10 protein-coding genes are annotated in these 8,820 nt (G+C 71.5%); 6 read left to right on the top strand and 4 right to left on the bottom strand.

What is annotated here, in order from left to right; translation table 11 throughout:
- Positions 1-95: 95 nt before the first annotated feature.
- From F1C12_RS00550 to F1C12_RS00530, 5 genes are all read left to right on the top strand, one after another.
- On the top strand, positions 96-1,580 hold the full coding sequence (locus F1C12_RS00550; protein WP_185276950.1) for a CoA-acylating methylmalonate-semialdehyde dehydrogenase: 1,485 nt from the start codon (positions 96-98) through the stop codon (positions 1,578-1,580).
- A 21-nt stretch (positions 1,581-1,601) separates the two neighbouring features.
- The gene (locus F1C12_RS00545; protein WP_185276949.1) at positions 1,602-3,020 is read left to right on the top strand and encodes an aspartate aminotransferase family protein; all 1,419 of its coding nucleotides are present in this window, start codon (positions 1,602-1,604) and stop codon (positions 3,018-3,020) included.
- Positions 3,021-3,279: 259 nt separating this feature from the next.
- A complete protein-coding gene (locus F1C12_RS00540; RefSeq protein WP_185276948.1) occupies positions 3,280-4,398 on the top strand; it encodes an NYN domain-containing protein in 1,119 nt (372 codons plus the stop codon).
- Positions 4,395-4,838, top strand: coding sequence for a hypothetical protein (locus tag F1C12_RS00535; protein WP_185276947.1), 444 nt, complete (start codon positions 4,395-4,397; stop codon positions 4,836-4,838). Before F1C12_RS00540 ends, F1C12_RS00535 begins: the two co-directional genes overlap by 4 nt.
- Positions 4,839-4,872: 34 nt before the next feature.
- Entirely contained in the window at positions 4,873-5,808 is a 936-nt protein-coding gene (locus tag F1C12_RS00530; protein WP_185276946.1) for a quinone oxidoreductase family protein, read from the top strand.
- Positions 5,809-5,821: 13 nt separating this feature from the next.
- On the opposite strand, the gene F1C12_RS00525 is transcribed toward F1C12_RS00530, so the two are convergent.
- Entirely contained in the window at positions 5,822-7,207 is a 1,386-nt protein-coding gene (locus tag F1C12_RS00525) for a glutamate decarboxylase (protein WP_185276945.1), read from the bottom strand.
- A gap of 92 nt (positions 7,208-7,299) precedes the next feature.
- Here F1C12_RS00525 and F1C12_RS00520 point away from each other — a divergent pair, with 92 nt between their 5' ends.
- A complete protein-coding gene (locus F1C12_RS00520) occupies positions 7,300-7,764 on the top strand; it encodes a hypothetical protein (RefSeq protein ID WP_185276944.1) in 465 nt (154 codons plus the stop codon).
- Positions 7,765-7,802: 38 nt separating this feature from the next.
- Here F1C12_RS00520 and F1C12_RS00515 read toward each other — a convergent pair whose 3' ends face one another.
- From F1C12_RS00515 to F1C12_RS00505, 3 genes are all read right to left on the bottom strand, one after another.
- The gene (locus F1C12_RS00515; protein WP_185276943.1) at positions 7,803-8,048 is read right to left on the bottom strand and encodes a hypothetical protein; all 246 of its coding nucleotides are present in this window, start codon (positions 8,046-8,048) and stop codon (positions 7,803-7,805) included.
- A gap of 82 nt (positions 8,049-8,130) precedes the next feature.
- Positions 8,131-8,448 carry a DUF7882 family protein gene (locus tag F1C12_RS00510; protein WP_185276942.1) on the bottom strand — a complete coding sequence of 106 codons (318 nt, stop codon included), beginning with the start codon at positions 8,446-8,448 and terminating at the stop codon, positions 8,131-8,133.
- A gap of 1 nt (position 8,449) precedes the next feature.
- The gene (locus F1C12_RS00505; RefSeq protein ID WP_185276941.1) at positions 8,450-8,815 is read right to left on the bottom strand and encodes a DUF7882 family protein; all 366 of its coding nucleotides are present in this window, start codon (positions 8,813-8,815) and stop codon (positions 8,450-8,452) included.
- Positions 8,816-8,820: the final 5 nt, after the last annotated feature.

The following is an 8,820-nucleotide window of genomic DNA, read 5'->3' as shown; positions in this document are numbered from 1 at the left end:
TCATCGATCGCTCCTCTGCTCTGTGATCATGGGGATTGCAAGCCTACTTCCCCCGCCGGGCATTCCGTCCGGCGCAGCGACTTCAGGAGGATCCCGTGGCCCTCATCCGCCACTTCGTGAACGGCGAGGAGTCCGGCGACCCGGCCCGCCTCGGCCCCGTCTTCGACCCCGCCACCGGCGTCCGGCAGCACGACGTCGTGCTCGCCAGCGCCGCAGAGACCGAGGCCGCGATCGCTGCGGCGAAGGCCGCCCTCCCGGGCTGGCGCGCCACCAGCCTGACCAAGCGCGCCGACGTGATGTTCCGCCTCCGCCACCTCCTCACCGAGCGCCGCTCCGAGCTCGCCGCTATCGTCACGAGCGAGCACGGCAAGGTGCTCTCCGACGCCGCGGGCGAGATCGCGCGCGGGCTCGAGAACGTCGAGTTCGCCTCCGGACTCATCGACAAGCTCAAGGGCGAGTACAGCGAGCAGGTCTCCACCGGCATCGACGTGCACAGCGTCAAGCAGCCGGTCGGCGTCGTCGCGTGCATCACGCCGTTCAACTTCCCGGTCATGGTGCCGCTCTGGATGGTCGCCAGCGCGATCGCCTGCGGCAACACCGTCGTGCTCAAACCGAGCGAGAAGGACCCGTCGGCGTCCGTCTTCCTGGCGAAGCTGTTCGCCGAGGCCGGCCTGCCGGCCGGCGTGCTCAACGTCGTGCACGGCGACAAGGAGGCGGTCGACACCCTGCTCGACTCCCCCGACGTCGCGGCCGTCTCGTTCGTCGGCTCGACCCCGATCGCCCGCTCCATCTACCAGCGCGCCGCCGCCAACGGCAAGCGCGTCCAGGCGCTCGGCGGGGCCAAGAACCACATGGTCGTCCTGGAGGACGCCGACATCGAGGCCGCGGCCGACGCCGCCGTCTCGGCCGCCTACGGCTCGGCCGGCGAGCGCTGCATGGCGGTCAGCGTGCTGGTCGCGGTGGGCGAGGCGGGCGACCGGCTCGTCCCGGCCATCCAGCGCCGGCTCGGCGCGCTCGCGATCGGCCCGGGCACCGACCCGGCCAGCGAGATGGGCCCGCTCATCACGCGCGAGCACCGCGACAAGGTCGCGTCCTACGTCGCGAAGGCCGCCGCCGAGGGCGCGACGGTCGTCGTGGACGGCACGGCCCAGCAGTTCGACAACGACGGCTTCTTCGTCGGCGTCAGCCTGGTGGACCACGTCGAGCCCGGCACCGCGGTCTACGACGACGAGATCTTCGGCCCGGTCCTCTCGGTCGTCCGGGTCGACACGTTCGAGGAGGCCGTTGCGCTCATCAACGCCAACCCGTACGGCAACGGCGTCGCACTGTTCACCCGCGACGGCGGCGCGGCCCGGCAGTTCGAGTTCGACGTGGAGGTCGGCATGGTCGGCATCAACGTCCCGATCCCGGTGCCGATCGGCGCCTACTCGTTCGGCGGCTGGAAGAACTCGCTGTTCGGTGACTCGCACATCTACGGCCCCGAGTCGTTCCACTTCTACACGCGCAGCAAGGTCGTCACGACGCGCTGGCCCGACCCGGTGCACTCGAAGATCGAGCTCGCGTTCCCCGGCAACTCCTGAAGCCTGAAAGAAGTCACCGCCATGACCGACACCATCGACAGCACTGTCCGTACCGGCTTCACCGACCGACACGGGATCTCGCACACGTTCGGTGACGCCGACGCCGAGACCCAGGTGCGCAGCGACGACCGCAGCCACGTCTTCCACTCCTGGAGCGCGCAGGCGAAGATCGATCCGCTGCCCATCGCCGCGGGCGAGGGCTCGACGTTCTGGGACTACCAGGGCAACGCGTACCTGGACTTCAGCTCGCAGCTGGTCAACCTCAACCTCGGCCACCAGCATCCCGACCTCGTCGCCGCCATCCAGCAGCAGGCCGGCCGGCTCGCGACCGTCCAGCCCTCGATGGCGAACGACGTCCGCGGCGAGTTGGCCCGCCGGATCGCCCGCGTCGCGCCCGGCACGCTGAACCGGGTGTTCTTCACCAACGGCGGCGCCGACGCCAACGAATATGCCGTGCGCATGGCCCGCCGGGTGACCGGCCGCCGCAAGGTCCTGTCGATGTACCGCTCGTACCACGGCGGTACGGCGACGGCGATCTCGCTGACCGGCGACCCCCGGCGCTGGGCGAACGAGCCGAGCGACCCGTCCGTCGCGCACTTCTTCGGCCCGTACCTGTATCGGTCGGCCTTCCACTCCACCACCCCGGAAGAGGAGACGCAGCGCGCGCTCGAGCACCTCGAGAGCGTGATCGTGCTGGAGGGCGCCGCGACAGTCGCAGCGATCATCCTGGAGACGATCGTCGGGACCAACGGCGTGCTCATGCCGCCGCCCGGCTACCTCGCCGGCGTGCGCGCGCTCTGCGACAAGTACGGGATCGTCTACATCGCCGACGAGGTGATGGTCGGCTTCGGCCGCGTCGGCGAGTGGTTCGCGGTCGACGCGTTCGATGTCGTCCCCGACCTGATCACCTTCGCGAAGGGCGTCAACTCCGGCTACGTCCCGCTCGGCGGCGTGGTCATCTCGGACGCGATCGCCTCCTTCTTCGACGAGGTCTCCTTCCAGGGCGGCCTGACCTACTCGGGCCACCCGCTGGCGTGCGCGGCAGGCGTCGCGACGTTCGACGTGTTCGAGCGCGACGGCATCCTGGAGCGGGTGCGCGACCTCGGCGAGCGCGTCGTGGAGCCGGAGATCACCGCCTGGCTCGACCGTCACCCCTCGCTCGGCGAGGTCCGCGGCCGCGGCCTGTTCTGGGCGCTGGAGCTGGTGCGCGACCGCGAGACGCGCGAACCGCTGGTCCCGTTCAACGCCGCCGGCGCGGACGCGGCCCCGATGGGCGAGGTCGCCGCCGCGTGCAAGGCCGCGGGTGTCTGGCCGTTCACCCACTTCAACCGCGTCCACATCGCCCCGCCCCTGGTGATCGAAGAGGATGACCTCCGCCGCGGCCTCGCCGCGATCGACGCCGCCCTCACCGTCGCCGACCGCTACGCGGACCGCGGTTAACGGAGGACACCCACCTCACCACCCCACCCACCAGCAGCCAGCGGAGGAGATCGGCCCACCCCACACCCCGATCTCCTCCGTTAGCAGCGCACTCCCCACCACCACCACATCCCCCAGCCCGCAGCCAACGGAGGACTTCCCCCCTCCGCAAGCCCCGATCTCCTCCGTTGGCTGCGGGCGGGCGGCGTGTCGCGGCCGAAGTCCTCCGTTGTCGACATGGCGTCTGGGGCGGGGCCAGCCCGCGGGATATCGTGACAGCATGAGCGAACCCGGGGACGGCCGCGTCGCGGTCTATATCGACTTCGACAACATCGTCATCTCGCGTTACGACCAGGTCCACGGCCGCGGGTCGTTCATGCGCGACCGGCAGAAGTCGGGCACGCAGCCGAAGCCCGCCTTCGTCGCGAAGCTCGCGGAGGCCCGCGTCGACCTGGGCGCGGTCATCGACTTCGCGTCCTCCTTCGGCACCCTCGTGCTCACCCGCGCGTACGCCGACTGGTCCGCCGCCGTGAACGCCGAGTACCGCGGCCAGCTCGTCGGGCGCGCCGTCGACCTGGTGCAGCTCTTCCCCGCCGCGGCCTACGCGAAGAACGGCGCCGACATCCGCCTCGCCGTCGACGCGGTGGAGGACCTGTTCCGGCTCCCCGAGCTCACGCACGTCGTCATCGTGGCCGGCGACTCCGACTACATCCCGCTGGCCCAGCGGATCAAGCGCCTCGGCCGCTATGTGATCGGCATCGGCGTCGCGGGCTCGACGGCCCGTTCGCTCGCGGCCGCGTGCGACGAGTTCGTCAGCTACGACGACCTCCCGGGCATCGCCCGCGACGAGGCCGCAGAGACGGAAGCCGCCGAGACGGAGGCCGTCGAGACCGAGGCCGCCGAGACCGACGCCGCCGCGGAGACGACCGGCGAGGAGACCGGAGCCGACCCAGCACGCGCGTCCCGCGGGCGGGCGGCCCGCTCGGCCGCGACCTCCGCCGAGGACGCCGTCGCCGAGCAGCCGGCCGAGCCCGCGAAGCGCCCCACCCGCAAGCGGAAGGCCGCCGCCCCCGAGCCGGAGGCCGACGAGGAGGAGGCTGCCGAGGACCCGCAGGTCGTCGCCACGCGCCTCCTCGCCCGGGCGATGCAGCTCGGCCACGAGAAGGACGACACCGAGTGGCTGCACTCCTCCTCGGTGAAGAGCCAGATGAAACGCATGGACCCGTCGTTCAGCGAGAAGGCGCTCGGCTACCGGTCGTTCAGCGACTTCATCAAGTCGCGCAACAACCTGGTCGAGCTCGACGACAGCTCCACCGCCCAGGTGCTCCGCCTCGCCCCCGCCCGGTCGCGCCGCGCCCGGCACAGCGGCAGGGCGTCGGACTCGGTGTCGGCGTCATGAGCACCGGGGACCCCGCCGGTGCGGCCCGCGACCGCAACGCCGACCGCCCCGGCGTCGTCACGGCGGTCGCCGTCCTCTGCTGGCTGGTCGGCACGATCGAGCTGATCCTCAGTGTCCTGCTGATCGTCCTCGCGGCGATCCGCGGAGTCCTCCCCGCCGGCGAGACCGGGAACATCCTGGTGTCCACGATCGGCTACCTGATCGTCGCGATCGCGTACCTCGCGGTCGGGTTCGGCGTGTTCCGCGGCGTGGATCTCGCGCGCGTGATCGTGCTGCTCGCGAGCGTCATCCACCTCGGCGTCGGGCTCTACACGGCGCTCACGACGCAACCGGTCGCCGGCATCCTCTCGATGGGACTCGCGGTCGCGATCGCCCTGCCGCTGTGGGTCGGGCGCGGCGCGACGTGGTTCGGCCGCGGCAAGACGGACGCGACAGTCTGAGCCCGCACCCAGCCTCCGCGCGTTGACTGTCGCCATGGCACGAGTGTGGTTGGCAGAGCAGTGGGGTTCCCCCGACACGTGGACGTTCGCCGAGCGGGAGGTCCCGCGTCCGGGACCGGGCGAGGCGACGATCCGGGTGCGCGCCGCGGGCGTCAACCCGGCCGACTACAAGCATGTCGCCGGCCCGCGTCCCGGCCTCGAACTGCCGGTGCCGATCGGCTACGAGGTGGCCGGCGAGCTGGTGGAGCTCGGGCCGGACACCGAGCTGGCCTCCGGAGGCGGCGAGCCCGGCGACGCGGTGGTCGCGTTCCGGATCCAGGGCGGCTATGCGACCGAGGTCACCGTCCCGGCGTCCGACGTGTTCGCCAAGCCGGCCGCGCTCTCGGACGAGGAGGCGGCCAACCTGATGCTGGCCGGGGCGACGGCCGCGCAGATGCTCGACGTGACGCACGTCGGCGCCGGGGACACCATCCTCGTCCACGGCGCGTCCGGCGCCGTCGGGGTGAGCGTGCTGCAGCAGGCCGCGGAGCTGGGCGCGCACGTCATCGGCACCGCGAGCGAGGGCAGCTTCGCCCGCGTGCGGCGCTTCGGCGGCCATCCCGTCGCCTACGGCCCCGGCCTCGCCGACCGGGTGCGGGAGGCCGCGCAGGGCCCGATCGCCGCCGCCCTCGACACCGTCGGCACGGACGAGGCGGTCGACGTCTCCCTCGAACTGGTGGAGGACCGCGACCGGATCGTGACGATCGTCGCCTCCGGCCGTGCCGGGAAGGACGGCTTCCACTCTATTTTCGGCGCACAGCCGGAGAGCGCCGCCTTCCGCGACGCGGTGCGGCCGCGGCTGCTCGCGCTCGCGGCGGAGGGGCGGCTGCAGGTCCCGATCGCACGCACGTATCCGCTCGCCGAGGCTCCGGAGGCGCTACGCTTCCTGGCCGAGGGGCACCCCGGAGGGAAGATCGCGCTGCTGCCGTGACACACAGCGGGCGTTAGTGGTGGAACGCCACCCGATCCGGCCCCGGCATCGGCGCCTTCAGCTGGTCGAGCTCCTGCACGCTGGTCCGGATCGCGTCGACCAGCCCGCCCGCGAGGTCGCGGCTGAGCCCATTGCGCACCACGGCGCGCTGCACCGTCACATCGGTGAGCGCCTCCGGCATCGGGTAGGCGGGTACGAGCCAGCCGCGCGTCCGCAGCCGCATCGACAGGTCGTAGAGCGTCCACGGCGCGTCGTGGTCGGCCCGCAGCTGCCACGCCGCGACCGGGATGTCGCTGCCGTCCGTCCAGATGTCGAAGCGGTCGAGCGCCCGCACCTCGTCCGCCAGGTAGCGGGCGACGTCCCGGGAGGCCGCCTGCACGCGCGTGTAGCCGTCGAACCCGAGGCGCAGGAACTGGTAGTACTGCAGCAGCACCTGCGCGCCCGGCCGGGAGAAGTTGATCCCGAACGTCGGCATCTCGCCGCCGAGGTAGCTGACCTTGAAGATCAGCTCCTCCGGCAGCAGGCCGGCGTCACGCCAGACCACCCAGCCGATGCCGGGATAGACGAGCCCGTACTTGTGCCCGGAGGTGTTGATGGAGGCCACCCGCTCCAGCCGGAAGTCCCAGACGATATCGGGTTGGATGAACGGCGCGACCATCGCCCCGGAGGCTCCGTCGACGTGGATCGGGATGTCCAGCCCGGTCCTCGCCTGGATCGCGTCGAGCGCGTCGCTGATCGCCTTCACCGGCTCGTACATCCCGGTGTATGTGACGCCCATGATCGCGACGACACCGATCGTGTTCTCGTCCACGAACGCGTCGAGCCCGACGCCGTCGAGCGTCTTGTGGTCGAGCGAGATCGGCACGAACCGCGGCTCGACCTCGAAGTAGTTGCAGAACTTCTCCCAGCACACCTGCACCGCGGCGCTCATCACGAGGTTCGGCTTCTCGGTGGACAGCCCGGCCGCCCGCCTGCGCTGCTGCCAGCGCCGCTTGAGCGCGAGCCCGCCCAGCATGCAGGCCTCAGAAGACCCGATGGTGGAGGTGCCGATCGACTGCTCGGGCGCCGGCGCGTTCCACAGCCCGGCCAGCATCCGCCAGCACCGCGTCTCGATAGCCGCGGTCTGCGGGTACTCGTCCTTGTCGACGATGTTCTTGTCCACCGCCTCGGAGTACAGCCGCCCGGCCTGATCCTCCATCCAGGTGCCGACGAAGGTGGCGAGGTTCAACCGCGCGTTCCCGTCGAGCATCGCCTCGTCGTGCACCACCTGGAACGCGGTGTCCGGCAGCGACTCTCCCTCCGGCAGTGTGAAGCGCGCGAACTCGGTCGCCTCCCCGGCCCGCGAGAACACGGGATTCAGACCGACGGGCTCCTCGGGGGACTCGTAACCGTGCCTCATGTGGGGAGCCTATGCCCGGGGGCGGGAGCGGCGTAGGGGCGGCGGCTGATAGTTTTCCTGAGGGATATTTCAGGCAGGGAGGGGCCGACGCCGTGTCTCGTCCGACCGCTCACGCGAGGCGCCTCGCGGCCGCCGCTGCGGTGCTCCTCCCCGCCGCCCTCGCGCTCGCCTCCCTCGCTGCCTGGGGCCCCGGCCTCCCGCCCGCGATCGGCACGCACTGGTCCTCCCCCGGCCCCGCCGACCGCACGACCCCGACGGACGAGTTCTTCGCCGGGACGTTCGCCGTCGCCGCGATCGCCGCCGTCATCGGCGCGACCGCCGCGCTCCTCCCCCAGGCGCACCCGCTCGCCCGCCGCCTCATCCTGCTCGCGACCGGGAGCGTCTCCGCCATCGCCGCAGCCCAGTGGCTGGTGTCGACGTGGCTGACGATCCGCGCCGGCGACCCCACGCAAGCCGTCCTCGGCGCGTGGATCCTCGTCCCGTTCGCCGCCTTCGCCTACGGCGTCATCCCCCTGCTGCTGGCCCCGCCGCCCCGCCCGGCGCGCATCTCCCCCTGACGCTCACGGCCGGGCCGCGAGCGTTCCATACCGGTCGCTCATTCGACCTGCAACTGCGTCCGCGCGGGCGACGGGCAGATCAGGAACGCATGACCGTGGTCGCGTTCCGTCCCGTGCTCGTCGATCCGGCGGCCGCACAGCGGGCACGTCGCGGCTTCCGTCCTCGGCGCCTCCTGGCCGTAGGGGCCCAGCGGAGGCGGACCGAGGACCGGGAGCAGCTTGGCGTCCAGCCATTCAGCCGCTCGCTCGGCGCGAGTGCCGAGCCGGCCCTCCACCTTGTCCATGCTTCGATGGTAGGCCGGTTCAGGGCGCGCGAGAGTGCTTCGCAGCGGACGCCGAGCCGCCTCTCAGCGCTCCCGCGCCACCCTAGACCGGGCCTCCGCCCTCCACCGAATCCTCCGGCATGATCACCATGCCGCCAGTGCGCTGGCTGGTCTGCAGCAGCGCCTCCATCCAGCGTTCGTTGAGCGCGGGAGGCCGGGAGCCGTTGAAGACGAACGCCAGCGGGATCTCGCGGCTGATCCAGAGACTCATCCGGCCGCCGCCCTGCTCGACCGGGACCTCCCAGTTCAGCAGGAAGCTCTCGTGGCGGCGCAGCTTGGTGACGAGCGCGATCTTGACGTGCGAGAGGGTCCTGTCGTCGAACTCGTACTCGCGGCCGACGCCGTAGATCAGTTTGCCCATCTCAGCCGGCCTGCTTCTTGCCGCGCGACTCGCGGTAGCTCCCCTCGGGGACTTCCTGCCGGATCTCGGCGCGCAGAGCGTCCTCCAGCATCAGACCGGTGTTGCCGTTGGCCTTCTCGGTGAGGATGGCCAGCCACTCCCGGTTGAGCTCGGGGAACGTCGGGTGGGTGAAGGCGAACTGGAGGCTGATCGACGGGTCGAGCCAGATCGAGCGGAGGGTCGGCTCGGTGCCGCCGGTGCGGTCCGCCCAGATGAGCAGGAAGCCCTCGCGCCGGCGCAGCTTCGAGGCGATCACCGCCTGAAGGTGGGCGAGCACACGGTCGTCGAAGGTGAAGCCGTCGGCTCCGTCGTAGATCAGGGTTCCCATGGATG

This window comes from Leifsonia shinshuensis (genome assembly GCF_014217625.1).
GTDB classification, from domain to species: Bacteria; Actinomycetota; Actinomycetes; order Actinomycetales; family Microbacteriaceae; genus Leifsonia; species Leifsonia shinshuensis_A.
Note: the sequence above shows the minus strand (reverse complement) of the source record. Positions and strands in the feature narration are given on the sequence as shown.